Raw genomic sequence first — 18,051 nt, 5'->3', positions numbered from 1 at the left:
GCTATTCAGAGCTGAGCGTCCAGCCGCTGATCTCCTTCGCATCCTCGCCGTGCTCCCGGGTGTGGTTGTGCGCACGGATGCGCCGGTCCTGCAGCGACTGGCGCAGCAGCGAGTGCCGTTCCGCCAGGCCCGGCACCCGGTCGATCGCGTCGATGGCCAGCTGGTAGCGGTCGATCCCGTTCAGCATGGCCATGTCGAACGGCGTCGTGGTGGTGCCTTCCTCCTTGTAGCCGCGCACGTGCAGGCCGTCCTGGTTGGTCCGGCGGTACGCCAGCCGGTGGATCAGCGACGGGTAGCCGTGATAGGCGAAAATGATCGGCTTGTCCGCGGTGAAGATGCCGTCAAAGTCCCGGGACGAGAGGCCGTGCGGGTGCTCGGCGGCGTCCTGGAGCCGCATCAGGTCCACCACGTTCACCACCCGGATCTTCAACCCGGGCGCCCCTTCCTTGAGTAGTTCGGCCGCCGCCACCGTCTCCACCGTGGGGACGTCCCCCGCGCAGGCCAGCACGACGTCGGGCTCCTCGCCCGGAACCTCCGACCCGGCAAATTCCCAGATCCCCAGGCCGCGCTGGCAATGGTGCGCCGCCTCGGCGGGCCCCAGCCAGGTGGGTGAGGGCTGCTTGCCGCTGACCACGATGTTGACGTAGTCCCGCGAGGCGAGGCAGTGCTCCATCACGGAGAGCAGGGTGTTGGCGTCCGGCGGCAGGTAGACGCGGATAACCTCCGCTTTCTTGTTCACCGCGTGGTCGATGAAGCCGGGGTCCTGGTGCGAGAAGCCGTTGTGGTCCTGCTGCCAGACGTGGGAGGAAAGCACGTAGTTCAGCGAGGCGACCGGCTGGCGCCAGGGCAGCTCGCGGTGGACCTTGAGCCATTTGGCGTGCTGGTTGAACATCGAGTCGACAATGTGGATGAACGCCTCGTAACAGCTGAACACCCCGTGCCGGCCGGTCAGCAGGTAGCCTTCCAGCCAGCCCTGGCACAGGTGCTCGCTGAGGACCTCCATCACCCGGCCGGCGCGCGCCAGGTGCTCGTCGATCTCTTCGATCCGGTACTGCCAGACCTTGTCCGTCACCTCATACACGTCCTGCAGCCGGTTGGACGCCGTCTCGTCCGGACCGAACAGACGGAAGGTCTCCGGGTTGAGCGCAATCACGTCCCGCAGCCAGCCGCCTAGGGTCAGCATGGCGCTGACCCGCTCCTGGCCCGGCCGGGCGACGTCCACTGCGTGGTCCGTGTAGCCGGGCAGCAACAGGTCCCGCAGCAGGACGCCGCCATTGGCATGCGGGGTGGCGCTCATCCGCAGCTTCCCGCCGGGGGCGTTCGCGGCTACGTCGGGCCGGAGCCGGCCCTCGCCGTCGAACAGTTCGTCCGGGCGGTAGGACTCCAGCCACCGGCCGAGCTGCGCCAAGTGTTCGGGGTTGGTACGGACTTCGGCCAGGGGCACCTGGTGGCTGCGCCAGGTGCCTTCCACCTGCAGCCCGTCGACCGTCTTCGGGCCGGTCCAGCCCTTGGGTGAGCGCAGCACGATCATCGGCCACGCGGCGGCTGGCGCGTCGTTGCCGCCGGCCCCGCCGGCTGTTGTTGCGGTCCTGCGGGCCGCCTGGATCGCCCGGATGTCGGCCAGGCAGCGGTCCAGCACCGCGGCGAAATCGCGGTGCGCGGCCGCGGTGTCCTCCGGGTCGGTGACGGTCACGAAGTGCGGTTCATGGCCGTACCCGCGGAGCAGCTGCTCCAGCTGGGCCTCCGGCATCCGCGCCAGAATCGTGGGGTTGGCGATCTTGAAGCCGTTCAGGTGCAGGATCGGCAGCACGGCACCGTCCGCGGCCGGGTCCAGGAAGTTGTGCGAGTGCCAGCTCGCGGCCAGCGGCCCCGTCTCCGCCTCACCGTCGCCGATCACGACGGCGGTGATCAGCTGCGGGTTGTCGAACACCGTGCCGTAGGCGTGCGCCAGCGAGTAGCCGAGTTCGCCGCCTTCATTGATGGAGCCCGGGGTTTCCGGGGCGGCGTGGCTGGGAATGCCGCCGGGGTAGGAGAACTGCCGGAACAGCTCGGCCAGGCCGTCCTCGTCCGGGCCCACGTTGCTGTAGATCTCGGAATAGGTGCCCTCCAGCCATGCGTTCGCGACGACGGCGGGCCCGCCGTGGCCGGGGCCGGCAACGAACAGCATCTCCTGGGAATCCCGCCGGATGACCCGGTTCAGGTGCGAGTAGATGAAGTTCAGCCCCGGCGTGGTCCCCCAATGGCCGAGCAGGCGCGACTTGGTGTCCGCGGCGCTCAGCGGTTCGCGCAGCAGCGGGTTGGAGCGCAGGTAAATCTGGCCCACGGACAGATAGTTGGCCGCCCGCCACCACCGGTCCACCAGGCCAAGTTCGTCCGCGCCGGCCGTCTCCGCGGTCCGCTGCCCTGTCCCCTGCTCCAACCCATCAGCCACTGCTGCACTCCGCCCCGGTTCGTGCCGCCGTCGGCAGCGTCTTGATCCATCGCAACATTTCCGGCGGCCCGAGACAAGCCCGCCGCGCGTCCGGGCGGGGGCCGCGGCGGGTCTGTGACGGGGGCTGTCCCGGGTACTTGCCTCGCGTTTGCCACGCGGTAGTGTGGCATCCAGTATGTTCACGCTGACCATCAACCAAACCGACAGCCGGCGCGACGGCGACCGTGTGCCGCAGCTCCTCAAGGACCTGCGGCACATTCCCGCGCGCCTCGACTTCGACCGCTCGGTGGAGGATGAGGTCCAGGGCATCCTGGACTGCCCGCGGCAGGCCGTCGAGGCGGCGCTGATCGCCCTGCGGACGGGTGCCTGGTACGTCGGCATCGGAGTCGGCCCGGTCAACGAACCGCTGCCGAACCAGATCAAGGACGCCTCCGGCCACGGACTGATTTATGCGCGCCGGGCGGTGGACCGGCTGAGGAACAGCAAGGAACGCATCCCGGTGGCGGTTGAGGGCCCGTACTCGGACCTGGCCGCGGAAGCCGAGGCCGTGCTGCGGCTGCTGGGCCATATTGTGCACGACCGAAGCGCCGCCGAGTGGCGGGTACTGGACCTGCTCACCCCCGGCGTCCGCGGCCAGCAGAAGGCCGTAGCCGAGGAATTGGGGATCACCACCCAGGCCGTGAGCAAGGCCGTGGCCCGGTCGCAGTGGAATGAGGAGCACGCGGCCCGGCCCGCCGCCGCCCGGCTGCTGGGCCTGATCCTCGAAGTCCGTTAGGCCGGACCCGCCCCGCAGCAGCCTCCCGCAGCCGCCTTAGCCGAGGATGCTGCGCAGCACGTGCGCGGCGCCGTCGTCGTATACCGAGTGGGTGACCTCGTCAGCGGCGGCGATCACCTCGGCCGGCGCCTGTCCCATCGCCACGCCCCGGCGCGCCCAGGTGAGCATTTCGATGTCGTTGCGGCCGTCGCCGACGGCCACCGTGCGGTGCACGCCGATGCTGAGGCGCCCGCGCAGCTGCTCCAGGGCGCTGGCCTTGGTGACGCCGGCGGCGGCAATGTCCAGCCAGGCCGTCCAGCCGACGGAGTAGGTGACGCCGGCGAGGCCCACGTGGCGGATCGCCGCGTTGAACTCCTCAGGCGTGTTCTCGGAGCTGAACACCACAACGCGGACGGCGGTGGCCTCCAGCATGGTCTGGAAGTCGACGCCGATCGCCTCGACGCCGAAGCTGGCGTCCTGGAAGCGTTCGGTGGAGAGGAAGTTGCCGTTCTCGTCCTCGAGCGCATACTTGGCCGAGGGCAGCCGCTTGCGCAGCGCCCGGAGCGCGGGGCCGGGGTCGAAGGTGGCCTTGTGCAGCACCTGGTAGCCGTCGGCGAGCCCGGAATCCACGCGCAGCGTAACGCCGCCGTTGGAGCAGACCGCGTAGCCGGTCTCGATGCCGATGTGCTCGATGATGGGCAGGGTGGCGTTGAGCGAACGGCCCGTCGCGATCATGACCTCGTGCCCGGCAGCCACCACGGCCTGCGCGGCTTCCCGGACGGGAACGGACATGTGCCCGTCGTGGTCGACGAGGGTTCCGTCGACGTCGAGGGCGATCATCATTTTTTCGTTTGCTTCGCGCTGGTCATCGTTGCCAGCGACTGAGGCTTCAGTCAATGTAGTCATCCAATAAGTAGAGCAGACACCGCCGACAGCTGCTAGGACGCGCGCCACAGCGGCGCGTGAAGCCTGGGTAAACAGCTGCCGACGGCGGGTGGGCTAGAGGACGGGAAGTACCGTCATGCCGCCGAGGTACTTCTGCAGTGCGGCCGGGACGTTGACCGAGCCGTCCGGGTTCTGGTGGTGTTCCAGGATGGCGACGATCCAGCGGGTCGTGGCGAGGGTGCCGTTGAGGGTGGCCACCGCACGGGTGCCCTTGGGCGCGCCGTCCTCGTTGAGCACCCGTTCGCGGATGTTGAGCCGGCGGGCCTGGAAGGTGGTGCAGTTGGAGGTGGAGGTCAGCTCGCGGTAGGCGCCCTGGGTGGGGACCCAGGCTTCGCAATCGAACTTGCGGGCCGCCGAGGTGCCAAGGTCCCCCGCGGCGGTGTCGATCACGCGGTAGGGCAGCTCGCACTTGGCGAGCATTTCCTCTTCCCAGGCCAGCAGGCGGGCGTGCTCGGCGGCGGCCTCTTCAACCGTGGTGTAGATGAACATCTCCACCTTGTTGAACTGGTGGACGCGGATGATGCCGCGGGTGTCCTTGCCGTGCGAACCGGCTTCGCGGCGGTAGCAGGAGCTTTGCCCGGCGTAGCGGATCGGGCCGCCGGTGAGGTCCAGGATTTCGTCCGCGTGGTAGCCGGCGAGGGCCACCTCGGACGTTCCCACGAGGTAGAGGTCGTCTTCGGCGAGGCGGTAGATCTCGGCGTCGTGCTTGACGTCGAATCCGGTGCCCTGCATGGTTTCGGGACGGACCAGCGTCGGGGTGATCATGGGGACGAAGCCGGCGTCGATGGCCTGTTCCATGGCCATCTGGAGCAGCGCCATTTCGAGCCGGGCGCCGACGCCGCGCAGGAAGTAGAAGCGCGATCCGGAAACCTTCGCGCCGCGTTCCATGTCGATCGCGCCGATCAGCTCGCCGATCTCCAGGTGGTCCCTCGGCTCGAAGTCGGGGAATTCGCGCGGCGTTCCGACCGTCTTAACCACCACGTAGTCATCCTCGCCGCCCGCCGGGACGCCGTCCTCCACCAGGTTGGGGATGCCTCGCAGGAGCTCCTCCTGGGCGGCCTGGGCGACGTCGGCCTCGGCCGAGGCTTCCTTGACCGAAGCGGCGAGCACCTTGACCTCTGCGAGCAGGGCCTGCTTCTCCTCGCCCTTGGCCTGGGCCACCTTCTTGCCGAAGGCGTTCTGCTCGGCCCGCAGGTTTTCGAATCGGATCAGTGCCGCGCGCCGGGCCGCATCCGCGGCGATGATCGCGTCCACCACGGATTCATCGGCGCCGCGGGCGCGCTGGCTGGCACGGAACTTGTCCGGATTTTCGCTGAGGTCTTTTACGTCGATCACCAGATAAGAGTATCGAATCCGGGGGCCGCGACCGGGCAGTCCTGCCGGGTCGCGGGCGCGGGATAGTGTTGGAGCATCATGCGCGACTGGCTGCTCTACCTCATCATCGCTGGAGCCCTGGTATTTGCCCTCTCCAGTTGGTGGGGCGTGCGCCGGCTGAAGGCCAAGCACACCCGCAGCGCCGTCTGGGAAGACACGCACAACCCCGGCCTGGCCAGGCAGAAGGTCGCCGTCGTGATGAACCCGATCAAGTCCAGGTCGGCGGAGGCCCGGGTCCTGGTCGAAAGCGCCTGCCTCGCGGCCGGCTGGGAGGCCCCTCGCTTCTTCGAAACCACTGCCGAGGACCCCGGGTTCTCGCAGGCCCGGGCCGCCGTCGACTATGGGGCCGACGTCGTCCTTGTGGGCGGCGGCGACGGCACCGTCCGCGTGGTGGCAGACGCCCTTGCGCACACTGACATCGCCATGGGGCTCCTCCCGCTGGGCACGGGCAACCTGCTGGCCCGCAACGTCCATCTCGACATCGGGGACCTGCACGGTTGCGTCGAGATTGCGCTGTTCGGCCACCAGCGCTTCATCGACACCGCCCGCATGAGGGTGGAGAACGCCCTGACCGGCCAGTCCGAGGACCACGCCTTCCTGGTGATCGGCGGGATCGGCATGGACGCCGAGGTGGTGGGCGACACCAACGACGGGCTCAAGAAAGCGGTGGGCTGGCTGGCCTACACGGAGGCCGGGGTGCGGCATCTTCCCGGCCGCCGCAAGCGGGTCTCGATCTCGCTGGACGACCAGCCCGAACAGTCCCGGAAAATCCGCAGCGTGCTATTCGCGAACTGCGGCCTGATCCCCGGCGGAATCGACTTCATCCCGCAGGCCATGATCGACGACGGCATGCTGGATGTGGTGGTGATGAGCCCACGCAGCGCCATTGGCTGGCTGGCGATGTATTGGAAGATCGTGCTGAAGCACAAAAGAAACCTGCCGGTGATGACGTACTACCGCTCCGGCAAAATCGTGATCAAGTGCGCCGAACCGATGCCCACTCAGGTCGACGGCGATCCGTCCGGCGAGGCCACCACGGTCACCGTCCGGGTGGCCCCCCGCTCGCTGCTGGTCCGGGTCAAAGAGGACGAAGCCAGGGACGCCGCGCTGACGGCGGGCGGGGCCGGCAGCCAGCCGGGGCGGGACGCCAACTAGGCGCAGCACCCCGGCCGGCCGGCGTCCCGACAGGGCCGCCTGGCGGGCAGCCTAGCGGGGCCGCCTGGCGGGCAGCCTGGCGGGCGCCCCGACGGGGAGTTGGCTGGCCTAGCTGGCTTCCTTTTTGGCGTCTGCTTCCTTCTTCGCATCCGCGGCCGCCTTGGCGGCGCGGGCCTCGGACTGTTCGCGGATCATCGCCTGCTCCTCTTCGAAGCGCAGCCGGTCCGCACGATCGGCGTCGTCGCCGTCCCAGTCCTGGTTTTCAGCAGTCGGCTTGGGATTAACAATCATTCCCTGGCCGTCATTTTCTGTGCTGGTGCCTGACATGACCTGCTCTTTCCGGTAGAGGGCTACCCAAATATGGATCAGGCAAGCATACGCACAGTTTCCATGGGGAGGAAGTGCCGGATGTGGCGTTTGTCTACGCTGTGGGCGAAGCCTCCGGCTTATATTCCGGAACCACAGATGCCCCGGTGAGTATGTCTTCGACCCAGGCATGGGCGGCCCGGAATGCCTGGTCCGACGTGTGCGGCGCGACATCTGCGCGCTGGCCGTCGGCCCGGCCGTAGGAGCCCAGAAACCTGGTCGCGGGGCTGATCCGGTGCAGCCCCGCGAGCGCGTCGGCCACCCGCGCGTCGCCCACGTGGCCGTCGGCGTCGATGCTGAAGAAGTAGTGGCCCAGGTACTGGCCGGTGGGCCGCGACTCGATCCGGCTCAGGTTCACGCCGCGGGTGGCGAACTGGTCCAGGATCTCCATCAGTGCGCCGGGCCGGTCCTCCGGAAGCGGGACCACCACCGTGGTCTTGTCCGCCCCGGTCCGTTCCGGCAACACACCGGGCCGGCCGACGAGCACAAAGCGGGTGACCGCTCCCGGGTTGTCGCCGATGTTTTCGGCCAGCACGGCCAGGCCGGGTTGCTCGGCGGCGACTATCGGGGCGCAAATGGCGGCGTCATAGTGCGGGTCGCCTTCCAGCAGGCCCAGTGCCGCTGCGGCTGTGGAAGACCCCGGGATATATTCTGCATCAGGAATATTCGTGTCGACCCAGAGCCTGCACTGCGCCCAGGCGTGGCCGTGGGTGGAAACCCGGCGGATGTCCTCGATCCGGACGCCCGGCCGGGCCACCAGCACGAAGCTGATGGGCACCAGGGCCTCGCGGAGGATCCGCAGCTCCTGGCCGGTGGCGATCGCGTCCAGGGTCGCGGTGACCCCGCCCTCGACGGAGTTCTCGATCGGCACCATCGCCGCGTCCGCCGATCCGTCGCGGACCTTGTCCAGCGCCGTGTTCACGTTCGAGGACGGAATGCGGACCGCCTCCGCGGCACCGGGCACCTGCATCAAGGCCGCCTCGGTGAACGTGCCTTCGGGGCCGAGGAAGGTGTAGGTGACAGGGGACGCGGGCATGGGTTCTTCCTTCGTTTACAGGATGACGGGCTTGAGCCCGTTGTCAGACACGAGCGGCAGGCCGTTCTCAAGCCACTGGTCCATGCCGCCGGCCACGTTCACCGCGGAATAGCCCTGGCCGACGAGCCATTGCACGGCGCGGAAAGAACGTCCGCCGGTGCGGCAGATGACGTAGAGGTCCTCGTCCGGGTCCAGTTCGTCGAGCCGGGCCGGGAGCTGGTCGAGGGGAATATGCACAGCGCCCTCCGCGTGGCCGGCAGCCCACTCGTAGTCCTCGCGTACATCCAGAATGCGCGCCGCTTCGGGCATATCGGAAACGGTCACGGTGTCGATATCGCTCATGGTCGTCCTCTCCGCTGGTACCAGGGTTCTTCCCCCAGCGTATCGCCAGCCGTCGGAGCCAGGTCCAAACCAGCGGCAGGTTACGCTTCTGGAGAGCGCAAAGGAGACCCATGGCAGCCGCACGGCGCACGATTCCGGCCCCTCGGCCACCCCGCCACCACCGGGCATGCCCTCCCCCGGCCGCCGCGGTCGGACATGCTGCCACAATGTCCAATGCTGGCCACGAAGAATGGGCATGTCCCCCGGGCGCGGAAGTCCGCACGGACCGCCACCACCGGGCATGCCCTCCCCCGGCCGCCCCGGTTGGACATGCAGCCACTATGTCCAACGCCGTGCCCGAAGAATGGGCATGTCCCCCGGGCGCGGAAGCCCGCGCGGCCCGCCACCACCGGAAGCCCCTCCACCGTGGCTGAGATCCACGAACTGTCGGCGGTCGCGCTCCGGGATGCCCTGCGCTCCGGCGAACTTTCCGCCCGACAGGCCGCGGCGCATTACCTGGACCGCATTGCGTCCGAGAACCCGCACCTTGGCGCCTTCATTACTGTCACCGCTGAGCAGGCGCTCAAGGACGCCAACGCCGCGGACAGCCGCCACGCCCGCGCCTCCGCCGCGTCCACGAGCGACGACGGCGGCCCGGCCCTGCCGCTGCTGCACGGGATGCCGACCGCTTTTAAAGACCTGACCGACGTCGCGGGTGTCGCCACCACGCACGGCAGCGCCGCCCTGGACCACAGGCCGGCCCCGGCCGACGGCGCCCTCGCCGCCACACTGAAGGGCGCCGGGGTTGTTTCGCTGGGTAAGACGCAGGTCCCGGAGTTCGGGCTGACGGCTTACAGCGAGAACCGGATCGCCCCGCCCTCACGCAACCCCTACGCGCTGAGCCGGAGCTCCGGCGGCTCCTCGGGCGGCAGCGCTGCCGCCGTCGCCGCGGGGCTGCTTCCTTTCGCGCCAGGGTCCGACGGCGGCGGCTCCATCCGGATTCCCGCCGCCGCATGCGGCCTGGTGGGCCTGAAGCCGGGCCGCGGGCTGGTCCCGTCCGGGGAAAGCACCGGCGACCCTGCCGGACTAGTGGTCGCCGGCCCGCTGGCCCGCTCCGCGGCCGACGCCGCCCTGATGCTCGACGCCCTCGTCCCGCCGCGCCCGACCCGCCAATCACCGGGAGAACCAGCCGGCAGCCGGGGCAGCTACCTCCAACTGGCTGGCCAGGACCCGCCCCGGCTGCGGATCGGCATCAGCCTGGACAGCCCCTGGCAGGCGGTCTTCCCTTTCACCCCGGACCGCGAAGCCCTCGATGCGCTCAACACGGGTATCAGGCTGCTGGAGGCGGCCGGGCATGAGACCGGCGAGGCGGCCATCCGCTACGACAACCGTTACCCCGGCGCGTTTACGACGGCGTGGACCGCCGGCGTCGGGAGCGCCCGCATCGCGCCGCAGCGCGAGGCCCTCCTGACCCCGTTAACCCGGACCTTCCGGCGCCGCGCCCAGCAGCGCAGCGCTGCGAAATTGAACGAGGCCCTCGGGTTCCTGCGCCAGTTCCAGCGGGACACTGTCGCCCAGTTCTCGGCCTGGGACCTGGTGCTGAGCCCCGCGTTGGCACAGACGCCCCGGCCGGTGGGCTGGTTCACGGGCGCCGCGCACGGCGACGGCTACTGGCCGGCCGAGTGGCCCGCCGACGCCGACGACGACTATCGCAAGCAGTGCGAGTTTGCCCCGTGGTCCTCGCTGGTCAACGTCTGCGGGCTGCCCGCGATCAGCATTCCGGTGCACTGGACGGGCGGGTCGCCGGGTGAAGGGCTGCCGATGGGCATCCAGCTGGTCGGGCCGATGGGTTCCGAGGCGCTACTGCTCCAAGTGGCCGGGCAACTGGGCTTCTAGGCAGCCGCCGGCCGGGATTTCCCGGGTCCGGCCGCGTGCGGTTTACTGGTCCAAACGCGGTTTAACGACACGAGAGGGATCGATGAAGATCACCGGTGCAGTACTTGAGGAAATCGGCCGCCCCCGGCCCTTCGCGGAGTCGAAGCCGATCAGTATCTCGGAACTGGAGCTCTCCGCCCCCGGGCCCACGGAGATCCTCGTCCGGCTCGAGGCCGCCGGCATCTGCCACTCGGACCTCAGCGTCGTCGACGGGAACCGGGTGCGCCCGGTGCCCATGCTGCTGGGCCACGAAGCCGCCGGACGCGTCGTCGAGGTCGGCGCGGAGGTCACCGACCTGCAGCCCGGCCAGCGCGTCGTCATGTCCTTCCTGCCGCGTTGCGAGCAGTGCGCCAACTGCGCCGCGGACGGCCGGCTGCCGTGCAGCGCCGGTTCCAAGAGCAACAACGAGGGCACCCTGTTGCATGGCTCCATGCACCTGAGCCGCGGCGGCGAACAGATCTACCACCACCTCGGCGTCTCCGGCTTCGCCAGCCACGCCGTCGTGGACCGGGCCTCCGCGGTGCCGGTCGGCGACGACATCCCGCCGGACATCGCGGCCGTGCTGGGCTGCGCGGTGCTCACCGGCGGCGGCGCCGTGCTGAACGCCGCGAAACCCGGGCCCGAGGACAGCATCATGATCGTCGGGCTCGGCGGCGTCGGGATGGCCGCGCTGATCACCGCGGTCTCCCAGGGCGTCTCGCGGATCGTCGCCGTGGACACCCTGGACGAAAAACTGGAGCACGCCCGCCGTCTCGGGGCGCACGAAACGTACACCCCGCAGCAGCTGGCCGAACAAGGCGTCAAGGCCAAGTTCGTCGTCGAATGCGCCGGCAGTGCGCGGGCGTTCGAGACCGCCTTCGCGGCGACCGACGTCGGCGGCACCACGATCACGGCCGGCCTCCCCTCACCTGAGGCGCGCGCCCAGCTCTCCCCGCTGACCATCACGGCGGAGGCGCGCACGATCATCGGCAGTTACCTCGGCTCGGCCGTGCCCGCCCGGGACATCCCCAAGTACGCCCAGCTCTGGCGGGACGGAAAACTCCCCGTCGAGGAGCTCATTTCGTCCCGGATCGCCCTGGCGGACATCAACCAGGCCATGGACCAGCTCGCGGACGGAAAAGCGGTCCGCCAGGTCATCATGTTCGACGCCGGCTAGCCTGGCCGAGGGTGCCTCCCCTCCCGCAGCCTGGGCCGAGCCGGGCCGCGAAACACCCGCGGATTGACTTGCCCCGGACCGCCGCGGATGTGACAATCGCCCGCCGCGGTGTCAGCATTAAGTAAATGAGCACAACTCATTTAGCCGATCCCCCCGCTACAACGCCGGGCGATACCTCGTTTTTTGGCCACCCAAAGATGCTGGCCAGCCTCTTCTCCGTAGAAATGTGGGAGCGCTTCTCCTTCTACGGAATGCAGGGGATCCTCCTCTATTACATGTACTTCACAGCCGCCGAGGGCGGCCTTGAGATTGACAAGGCCCTCGCCGCCAGCCTGGTCGGCGCCTACGGCGGCGGTGTCTACCTCTCCACCATCCTGGGCGCCTGGCTCGCGGACCGGCTCTTCGGCTCCGAGCGTGTGCTCTTCGGTTCCGCGATCATGATCATGGCCGGCCACATCGCCCTGGCCCTCATCCCGGGGATCCCGGGCCTGGTCGCCGGCCTCGTGCTGGTCGGCGTCGGATCCGGCGGCCTCAAGGCCAACGCCACCGCGCTGGTCGGAAGCCTGTACCGCGAGAAGGACGAGCGCCGCGACGCCGGGTTCTCCATCTTCTACATGGGCATCAACGCCGGCGCCCTGATCGGCCCGCTGGTCACCGGCTGGCTGCAGGAAAGCCAGGGCTTCCACTGGGGCTTCGGCGCCGCCGCCGTCGGCATGGCCGTGGGACTAGGCATCTACGCCCTCGGCCGCAACAAGCTGCCTGAAGAGGCGCACCGGGTACCGAACGCACTGCCCGCCGCCAAACGCACCCGCTACGGCCTGATCTTCGCCGGTCTCGCCGTGGTCATCGCCGTGCTGCTGGCCACCGGCGCCGTCAACGCCGGCAACCTTGCCCTCTCCATGGCGTACGCGGCCATCGGCGCGTCGGTGCTGTACTTCGTGCTGATCTTCAGCAGCAAGAAGGTCAACGCCACCGAGCGCAGCCGGGTGGCAGCGTTCATCCCGCTGTACATTGCCTCCGCCGCCTTCTGGGCGCTCTTCCAGCAGCAGTTCACCTTCATTGCCGTGTACTCGGAGGAGAAACTGGACCGGAACCTGTTCGGCTGGGAAATGCCGGCGGCCTGGGTCCAGTCGATCAACCCGGTATTCATCATCATCTTCGCCGGCGTGATGGCCGCCCTGTGGACCCGGCTGGGACGCAGGCAGCCGGGCTCGGCGCTGAAGTTCTCGATCGGCCTCTTCGTGATGGGCCTGGCGTTCCTGGCCTTCATCCCGCTGGCCGGCGAGGGCAAGACGCCGCTGCTGGCCCTGGTGGGAATCCTGCTGCTGTTCACGCTGGCCGAACTGTTCCTCTCCCCCATCGGCCTGTCCGTGACCACCAAGCTGGCCCCCAAGGCCTTCCACACCCAGATGGTTGCTCTGTTCTTCCTCTCGGTTTCGCTGGGCACCACGCTGGCCGGCCTGCTGTCGGGGCTCTACAACCCGGACGACGAACTGCCGTACTTCATCGGCGTCGGCGGCACCGCGATGCTTCTAGCCGTCGGCCTGGCCGCGGCCTCGCCTGCCATCAAGAAGCTCATGGGCGGCGTACGCTGAGCTGAATGAGCACCCGAGATCGCCCGCCGGTTGAGGCGCGCGTCTACGTCCCCGCCCCCGGCGAGGCGTCCGACGTCGAACTCATGCCTGCGGGCGATGTCACTGAAGGCGTGGTGCGGGTTGGCGGGACCATCCGCCGCCCGCACCAGCCGCAGAGCCTCGCCGTCGCCGGTTACCTCGACTGGCTCGAGGACGCCGGTTTTGACGGTTCCCCGCGGTACCTGGGCCGGGACGCGGACGGCCGGGACGTGCTGACCTTCCTGCCGGGGCAGTGCGCCGGCCCGCTCCCGGAGACCTGGGTGCAATCCGAGGAGCTGCTGGCCTCGGTGGCGCGGTTGCTGCGCCGGCTCCACACCGCCTCTGCCGGTTTTGTGCCGGATACCCACCCGTTTCCGCCCCGCTTTATCCCAGCGGGCGCAGTCAGCCAGGATCCTGTGGAACTCGTGTGCCACCTTGACGTCACGCCGCAGAACGTGGTGGTCCGGGACGGCCTCGCCGCCGGGCTGGTGGACTTCGACCTCGCCGGCCCCAGCACGGCCCTCAAGGACGCCTTTAATACCGCCATGCACTGGGCGCCGCTCCGCGACCCGGCGGACGCGTGGCCGGGCTGGGAGGGAACGGACCCGTTGCGGCGGCTCCGGATTTTCGCCGACGCATACGGCTGGGGCGAGGAGGAACGGCTGGCGCTGCCGGCTTTCGGGATCGAGGCAACGGCGCTGAGCTATGAACGGATGCGGCACAACGCGGCGGTGCTCGGCGGGGGCTGGGCCCGGATGTGGAACGACGGAGTGGGCGGACTGATCCTGCGCCGCCGCGGCTGGCTGGAGGCCAACGCGGAGCGGCTGGTGGCCGCGCTTAGCGGGTGATGAAATCCGCGTTTGCGAAGGCGACGCCCAGCGTGACCACCACCAAAAGGGTGATGGCGATCGCGGCATAACCGAGGACCAGGCCCGCGATGGCGAGGCCCTTGCCGCCTGGCTCGCGGTTGAGCGCCAGGTGACCGAGGACGACGGCGGCCAGCTGCGGGAGCAGGAAGAAGCCGAAGCCCAGGAAAGCCGCGATGCCGCAGCACAGGCTCGCGATGCTCAGGCCCTTCGGAGCGGGAGCCACGCCGTAGTAGTAGGGCTGGCCGTAGGCGTCGGCGTAGGGACCCGCCTGCTGGCCATAGGCGTCGTAGTTGCCCGCCGGCTGCCCCAGGTGCGGCGCCCCCGCCGGCATCGGCGGAACGTGGCCGTCGCTTCCGTACGGCGGACGGTACGGCGGCGGCTGGTAGCCCCGGTACGCCTCGCCGTTCCCGGGCCTGGGCTGCTCGGTCATGAAATTCCCCTCTGACATGTATACGTCCAGACTAGCGCCGTGCCGATTTCCCGGCCGTAGCTGCAGCGTCACAGCGGGCCCGTTTCCAGCGAAATCATGTTGCCAGGCCCCCTCGTCTGGCATGCTGGAGCCATGGCTAGCCGCGCGGGCACAGTTGCCCAACCCCAAGACCTTGTTGACCTCACTGCGCTCCTGGACGCGTACTACGACGTTTCGCCGGATCTGGGGGACCCAGGCCAGCGGGTGGCGTTCGGGACCTCCGGCCACCGCGGTTCGAGCCTCAAGGCATCGTTCAACGAACCGCATATCCTGGCCATCACCCAGGCCATCGTGGAATACCGCGCCGGCCAGGGCATCACCGGGCCGCTGTACCTCGCCAAGGACACGCATGCCCTGAGCGAGCCAGCGCAGAACTCCGCGCTTGAGGTCCTCGCCGCGAACGGCGTGCACGTGCTGATCGACGCCCGCCACGGCTACACGCCCACCCCGGCGCTGAGCCACGCCATCCTGACGCACAACAACAACTCCGCCGCCGGAGCGCCGCAGGCCGACGGCATCGTGGTGACGCCGAGCCACAACCCGCCCGGCGACGGCGGCTTCAAGTACAACCCGCCGCACGGCGGCCCGGCCGACACCGACGCCACCGGCTGGATCGCCAACCGTGCCAACGAGCTGCTCGAGAACGGACTGCGCGGGGTCAAGCGGGTTCCCATCGCGGACGCCATGGCCGCGGACACCACCGGCAAGTTCGACTTCCTGAGCAGCTACGTCGATGACCTGCCCTCGGTGCTGGACCTGAACGCGATCCGCGAGGCGGGCGTCCGGATCGGCGCCGACCCCATGGGCGGCGCGTCGGTGGATTACTGGGGCGAAATCGGCGAACGCCACCATTTGAACCTCACCGTGGTGAACCCGACCGTGGACCCGCAGTGGGCCTTCATGACGCTGGACTGGGACGAGAAGATCCGGATGGACTGCTCCTCTCCCTCAGCCATGGCCTCCCTGATCAACCGCATGGCTGTCGGTGCGGACGGGTCCGCACCCTTCGACGTTGCCACCGGCAATGACGCCGACGCCGACCGGCACGGCATCGTCACGCCGGATGGCGGGCTGATGAACCCGAACCACTACCTCGCCGTCGCGATCGATTACCTGTACCGGCACCGGGGCGGGTGGAACCCGCAGTCGGTGATCGGCAAGACCCTGGTGTCCTCGTCCATCATCGACCGGGTTGCCGAAAGCCTTGGCAGGAAGCTCGTCGAGGTGCCGGTCGGCTTCAAATGGTTTGTGCCCGGGCTGCTGTCCGGCGAGGGCGCCTTCGGCGGGGAGGAATCCGCCGGCGCTTCCTTCAACAAAATGGATGGCAGCGTCTGGACCACCGATAAGGACGGCATCCTGCTGGCACTGCTGGCCTCCGAGATTACGGCGGTCACCGGCAAGTCGCCGTCGCAGCTGTACAAGGGCCTCACCGACCAGTTCGGCGATCCCGTTTACGCACGCATCGACGCCGCCGCCACGCGGGAACAGAAGGCTGCCCTGGGCAAGCTCTCGCCGGCGGACGTCACCGCGACGGAACTCGCCGGCGAGACCATCACCGCGAAGCTGACCGAGGCGCCCGGCAACGGCGCGGCCATCGGCGGACTCAAAGTGGTCACCGAGAACGCATGGTTCGCGGCCCGGCCCTCGGGCACCGAGGACGTCTACAAGATCTATGCCGAGTCCTTCAAGGGCGCGGAGCACCTCAAGCAGGTGCAGGCCGAGGCCAAGGCCCTGGTGGACGGGGTGATTTCCTAGCCCGCCGGCCTCAGGCCGTCTGCTCCTCGCGGAGGCTGGCGGCCAGCACGGACCGGTCCCGTCCCAGCGTCTTTGCGCGGTACAGAGCGGCGTCGGCCGAGGCGACCAGCGCCTCCAGATCAGTCCGGCCGGGGCCGGTGGTGGCGATGCCGTAGCTAACGGTGGGCAGCCGGGCTTCGACGCTGGGCTGCGCCTCCTGCAGCCGGCGGCTGATGGTGGCTGCCATTTCCCCGGCGCGTTCCGGTGAGACGCCCGGCAGGAGCAGGATGAATTCCTCGCCCCCGTAGCGCCCCACGAGGTCGGTGGAGCGCACCGAGGACGTGCACGCGGCGGCGAACGCCTGCAGCGCGGCGTCCCCGGCGGCGTGCCCGTACTGGTCGTTGACGGCCTTGAAGTGGTCCAGGTCGGCCAGCACAAGCGCCGCGGTGGTCCGGGCGTTGCCGAGCCTGCGCAGTTCGTTCGCGGCCAGGTCCATAAAGGCAGTCCGGTTCAGCAGGCCAGTGAGCCCGTCAACCGTCGCGCGAGCCCGGAGGTCCCGGGTCAGCTGTTCGTTGCTCAGCTCAGCCATGGTGAAGGATGCGAGCACCAGGACCATCGAGGTGAGCAGCGTGGTCACCACCGACCCGAAATAGGCGACGAACACGGGTCCCTCCGGACCGTCCAGGAGAAACGCGGCCAGCCGGCCCGCGTAGAAGACGGTCAGGAGGCCGGAGCCGTAGGCGAGCGGGCGGTGCACCCGGGAGTAGTCGACGTCGAGCAGGAAAAGCTCTCGGGAGGAGAGTCCGAGCATCAGCGCCATCATGCCCAGCAGCACCGGCCCGCCGGACCAGTTGTTTGTCGCCGGGTGGTCCAGGACCGACACGACGCCGGTCACCACCGGCCCTGCCAGCAGGAACCACAGCCGGGGGTTTCCGCTGCGCAGTGAGCGGGCGCCGGCCCACATGGCTCCGGCTCCGCCTACCAGCAGGGTGTTGCCGAGCGGGTTTGCCCAGGCCTGGTGGGAGGTGCCGTCCAGCAGGTAGGACGCGGATCCGGTGAGGAAGAGCAACAGCGCCGAGCACCACCAGGCGCTGAACGGAGAACGGGTCCGCCGGTAGGTTATGAAGTAGAAGAGGCACAGCAGCGTCAGGGTCACGACCGCCAAGGCGACACGCAACGTGGAGGTGTCAAGCATCATCCTGTGGCTCCCCCAGCACGCACCCAGTGACCCCAGTATTCGTCGGTGTCAGTCCCAATTTGACCCCAGTATTGCACCTTGGGCCGCAAATGAAGAGGTTCATTCACAATGTGGCCTCCCAAAGCCGGAGCACGCGCCGCGTGGCGTGTCCGCCGTCGGGGGCCATATCCACCAGGGCGATACGGTCCAGCGCCAGTTGCCCGCCTGCACGGAGCGCCTTGCCGCCGCGGTGCGACACGTGCGGGCGGTAACCCGCCATGGTGTAGCCGGGGGTGGCGATGCGTCCGGGCAGCGTCGCGACGACTCCGACGAGGGCTTCGTGGAGGGCCTGGAGCGGTGCGCTGGGTTCGATCAGGCTGACCGGGATGGAGCCGGCACGGCCAAAGCCTGCCTCCAATCCAACGGTTACGGCGGAGCCCAGCGCGGCCCGCACGGGTGCATCCATGCGCCCGGCCACCTGGCTGGCCAGGCTGTCCCCGGCGACGGCGGTGCCGCCAGCAGATTTGCCGCCGCCGGCGTCGGCGTCGTAGTCACCGTCACCGTCGCCGGCGTCGGCGTCGGCGTCGGCGTCGGCCGGAAGCGGATCGACGACGTCGAACTTCACCAGCGTGATGTGCAGCGGCCAGGCGTCCCGCGGGAATTCCATCCCCTCGGTGACGGGCTCCAGAAAAGCGACCACAATCAGGTTCCGCATG

General features: G+C 69.1%; 16 protein-coding genes. 7 read left to right on the top strand and 9 right to left on the bottom strand.

Going from position 1 to position 18,051, the window contains the following annotated elements; all coding sequences use genetic code 11:
• Position 1: 1 nt before the first annotated feature.
• Entirely contained in the window at positions 2-2,431 is a 2,430-nt protein-coding gene (locus AC1MED_RS01400; protein ID WP_479785069.1) for a phosphoketolase family protein, read from the bottom strand.
• A 175-nt stretch (positions 2,432-2,606) separates the two neighbouring features.
• On the opposite strand from AC1MED_RS01400, the gene AC1MED_RS01395 reads away from it, so the two are divergent.
• Positions 2,607-3,206, top strand: a complete 600-nt coding sequence (locus AC1MED_RS01395; RefSeq protein WP_479777911.1) for a hypothetical protein — start codon at positions 2,607-2,609, stop codon at positions 3,204-3,206.
• Positions 3,207-3,242: 36 nt separating this feature from the next.
• On the opposite strand, the gene AC1MED_RS01390 is transcribed toward AC1MED_RS01395, so the two are convergent.
• Together AC1MED_RS01390 and serS are read right to left on the bottom strand one after the other, a co-directional pair.
• Complete coding sequence (locus tag AC1MED_RS01390; RefSeq protein WP_479785068.1) at positions 3,243-4,091, bottom strand: HAD family hydrolase; 849 nt, start codon at positions 4,089-4,091, stop codon at positions 3,243-3,245.
• A 93-nt stretch (positions 4,092-4,184) separates the two neighbouring features.
• The gene (serS, locus tag AC1MED_RS01385) at positions 4,185-5,465 is read right to left on the bottom strand and encodes a serine--tRNA ligase (RefSeq protein WP_479785067.1); all 1,281 of its coding nucleotides are present in this window, start codon (positions 5,463-5,465) and stop codon (positions 4,185-4,187) included.
• 78 nt (positions 5,466-5,543) lie between these two features.
• Here serS and AC1MED_RS01380 point away from each other — a divergent pair, with 78 nt between their 5' ends.
• Positions 5,544-6,659, top strand: a complete 1,116-nt coding sequence (locus AC1MED_RS01380; RefSeq protein WP_479785065.1) for a diacylglycerol/lipid kinase family protein — start codon at positions 5,544-5,546, stop codon at positions 6,657-6,659.
• Positions 6,660-6,767: 108 nt separating this feature from the next.
• Here the strand turns inward: AC1MED_RS01380 and AC1MED_RS01375 are convergent, their stop codons facing one another.
• The 3 genes from AC1MED_RS01375 to AC1MED_RS01365 all read right to left on the bottom strand — a co-directional run bounded on the left by AC1MED_RS01375 (position 6,768) and on the right by AC1MED_RS01365 (position 8,403).
• The gene (locus tag AC1MED_RS01375) at positions 6,768-6,986 is read right to left on the bottom strand and encodes a hypothetical protein (RefSeq protein WP_346958368.1); all 219 of its coding nucleotides are present in this window, start codon (positions 6,984-6,986) and stop codon (positions 6,768-6,770) included.
• A gap of 94 nt (positions 6,987-7,080) precedes the next feature.
• Complete coding sequence (gene pheA / locus AC1MED_RS01370; protein WP_346958367.1) at positions 7,081-8,061, bottom strand: prephenate dehydratase; 981 nt, start codon at positions 8,059-8,061, stop codon at positions 7,081-7,083.
• Between the two features lie 15 nt (positions 8,062-8,076).
• The gene (locus tag AC1MED_RS01365) at positions 8,077-8,403 is read right to left on the bottom strand and encodes a rhodanese-like domain-containing protein (protein WP_479777903.1); all 327 of its coding nucleotides are present in this window, start codon (positions 8,401-8,403) and stop codon (positions 8,077-8,079) included.
• A gap of 405 nt (positions 8,404-8,808) precedes the next feature.
• Between AC1MED_RS01365 and AC1MED_RS01360 the strand changes: the two genes are divergently transcribed.
• From AC1MED_RS01360 to AC1MED_RS01345, 4 genes are all read left to right on the top strand, one after another.
• Positions 8,809-10,278 (top strand): amidase, encoded by a 1,470-nt coding sequence (locus AC1MED_RS01360; RefSeq protein WP_479785063.1) that lies wholly within the window; start codon positions 8,809-8,811, stop codon positions 10,276-10,278.
• 82 nt (positions 10,279-10,360) lie between these two features.
• Positions 10,361-11,473, top strand: coding sequence for an alcohol dehydrogenase catalytic domain-containing protein (locus AC1MED_RS01355; protein WP_479785061.1), 1,113 nt, complete (start codon positions 10,361-10,363; stop codon positions 11,471-11,473).
• A 125-nt stretch (positions 11,474-11,598) separates the two neighbouring features.
• Positions 11,599-13,068, top strand: coding sequence for a peptide MFS transporter (locus tag AC1MED_RS01350; protein ID WP_479785059.1), 1,470 nt, complete (start codon positions 11,599-11,601; stop codon positions 13,066-13,068).
• A 5-nt stretch (positions 13,069-13,073) separates the two neighbouring features.
• The gene (locus tag AC1MED_RS01345) at positions 13,074-13,934 is read left to right on the top strand and encodes a phosphotransferase (protein ID WP_479785058.1); all 861 of its coding nucleotides are present in this window, start codon (positions 13,074-13,076) and stop codon (positions 13,932-13,934) included.
• Here AC1MED_RS01345 and AC1MED_RS01340 read toward each other — a convergent pair.
• On the bottom strand, positions 13,924-14,385 hold the full coding sequence (locus AC1MED_RS01340; protein WP_479785057.1) for a DUF4190 domain-containing protein: 462 nt from the start codon (positions 14,383-14,385) through the stop codon (positions 13,924-13,926). The genes AC1MED_RS01345 and AC1MED_RS01340 overlap by 11 nt on opposite strands.
• 132 nt (positions 14,386-14,517) lie before the next feature.
• Here AC1MED_RS01340 and pgm point away from each other — a divergent pair, with 132 nt between their 5' ends.
• The gene (gene pgm / locus AC1MED_RS01335; RefSeq protein ID WP_479785056.1) at positions 14,518-16,179 is read left to right on the top strand and encodes a phosphoglucomutase (alpha-D-glucose-1,6-bisphosphate-dependent); all 1,662 of its coding nucleotides are present in this window, start codon (positions 14,518-14,520) and stop codon (positions 16,177-16,179) included.
• A gap of 10 nt (positions 16,180-16,189) precedes the next feature.
• Here pgm and AC1MED_RS01330 read toward each other — a convergent pair whose 3' ends face one another.
• Positions 16,190-17,356 (bottom strand): GGDEF domain-containing protein, encoded by a 1,167-nt coding sequence (locus AC1MED_RS01330; RefSeq protein WP_479785054.1) that lies wholly within the window; start codon positions 17,354-17,356, stop codon positions 16,190-16,192.
• Between the two features lie 103 nt (positions 17,357-17,459).
• Positions 17,460-18,050, bottom strand: a complete 591-nt coding sequence (locus AC1MED_RS01325) for a hypothetical protein (protein WP_479785052.1) — start codon at positions 18,048-18,050, stop codon at positions 17,460-17,462.
• Position 18,051 lies beyond the last annotated feature (1 nt).

This window comes from Arthrobacter sp. BI5 (assembly GCF_056680065.1).
Note: the sequence above shows the minus strand (reverse complement) of the source record. Positions and strands in the feature narration are given on the sequence as shown.

Coding starts and splice junctions, on each gene's coding strand:
- AC1MED_RS01330 (WP_479785054.1), bottom strand. CDS start 17,356: ATGATGCTTGACACCTCCACGTTGCGTGTCGCCTTGGCGGTCGTGACC.
- AC1MED_RS01350 (WP_479785059.1), top strand. CDS start 11,599: ATGAGCACAACTCATTTAGCCGATCCCCCCGCTACAACGCCGGGCGAT.
- pheA (WP_346958367.1), bottom strand. CDS start 8,061: ATGCCCGCGTCCCCTGTCACCTACACCTTCCTCGGCCCCGAAGGCACG.
- AC1MED_RS01365 (WP_479777903.1), bottom strand. CDS start 8,403: ATGAGCGATATCGACACCGTGACCGTTTCCGATATGCCCGAAGCGGCG.
- AC1MED_RS01340 (WP_479785057.1), bottom strand. CDS start 14,385: ATGACCGAGCAGCCCAGGCCCGGGAACGGCGAGGCGTACCGGGGCTAC.
- AC1MED_RS01390 (WP_479785068.1), bottom strand. CDS start 4,091: ATGACTACATTGACTGAAGCCTCAGTCGCTGGCAACGATGACCAGCGC.
- AC1MED_RS01380 (WP_479785065.1), top strand. CDS start 5,544: ATGCGCGACTGGCTGCTCTACCTCATCATCGCTGGAGCCCTGGTATTT.
- AC1MED_RS01375 (WP_346958368.1), bottom strand. CDS start 6,986: ATGTCAGGCACCAGCACAGAAAATGACGGCCAGGGAATGATTGTTAAT.
- AC1MED_RS01325 (WP_479785052.1), bottom strand. CDS start 18,050: ATGCGGAACCTGATTGTGGTCGCTTTTCTGGAGCCCGTCACCGAGGGG.
- AC1MED_RS01355 (WP_479785061.1), top strand. CDS start 10,361: ATGAAGATCACCGGTGCAGTACTTGAGGAAATCGGCCGCCCCCGGCCC.
- AC1MED_RS01395 (WP_479777911.1), top strand. CDS start 2,607: ATGTTCACGCTGACCATCAACCAAACCGACAGCCGGCGCGACGGCGAC.
- AC1MED_RS01345 (WP_479785058.1), top strand. CDS start 13,074: ATGAGCACCCGAGATCGCCCGCCGGTTGAGGCGCGCGTCTACGTCCCC.
- pgm (WP_479785056.1), top strand. CDS start 14,518: ATGGCTAGCCGCGCGGGCACAGTTGCCCAACCCCAAGACCTTGTTGAC.